The organism is Streptomyces sp. DH12 (genome assembly GCF_020873895.1).
Lineage (GTDB): Bacteria > Actinomycetota > Actinomycetes > Streptomycetales > Streptomycetaceae > Streptomyces.
Genome location: NZ_JAHWGT010000768.1, coordinates 1 through 491, shown reverse-complemented (window position 1 = coordinate 491; position 491 = coordinate 1). Strand labels below are relative to the sequence as shown.

General features: G+C 69.9%; 1 protein-coding gene. It reads right to left on the bottom strand.

Going from position 1 to position 491, the window contains the following annotated elements:
* The coding region (locus LPA54_RS36965; RefSeq protein WP_228984857.1) for an ATP-binding cassette domain-containing protein at positions 1-441 on the bottom strand (441 nt) is incomplete at its 3' end.
* Positions 442-491 lie beyond the last annotated feature (50 nt).

The window sequence follows — 491 nt, the reverse complement described above, 5'->3', positions numbered from 1 at the left end:
CTCGTCGGCGGTCCGCTTCATGCGCTCGATGTCGAGGCGGCGCAGCGGCCAGGGGCCCTTGGTCATCTCGGAGCCGAGGAAGAAGTTCCGCCACACCGGCATCAGCGGGACGACCGCGAGGTCCTGGTAGACGGTGGCGATGCCCTTGTCGAGCGCCTCGCGCGGGGTGGAGAAGCGCACCGGTTCGCCGTCGACGAGGAACTCGCCCTCGGTGTGCTGGTGCAGCCCCGAGATGATCTTGATGAGGGTGGACTTGCCCGCGCCGTTGTCGCCGAGGACGCAGGTCACCTTGGAGGGGTGGACGGTCAGGTCCACGCCGTGCAGGGCGCGGATGTTGCCGTAGGACTTGCCGGCGGCGCGGAGCTCGACCAGGGGGCGGTCCTCGCCGGCCGGGGTGTCCGTGCGGACGGCACCGTCGGTGCCGGTCGTCTTGTCGGTCATTGCGGTCACCTCCGGGTCGCCGTGCGCTGGACCCACAGATTGATGAGGAC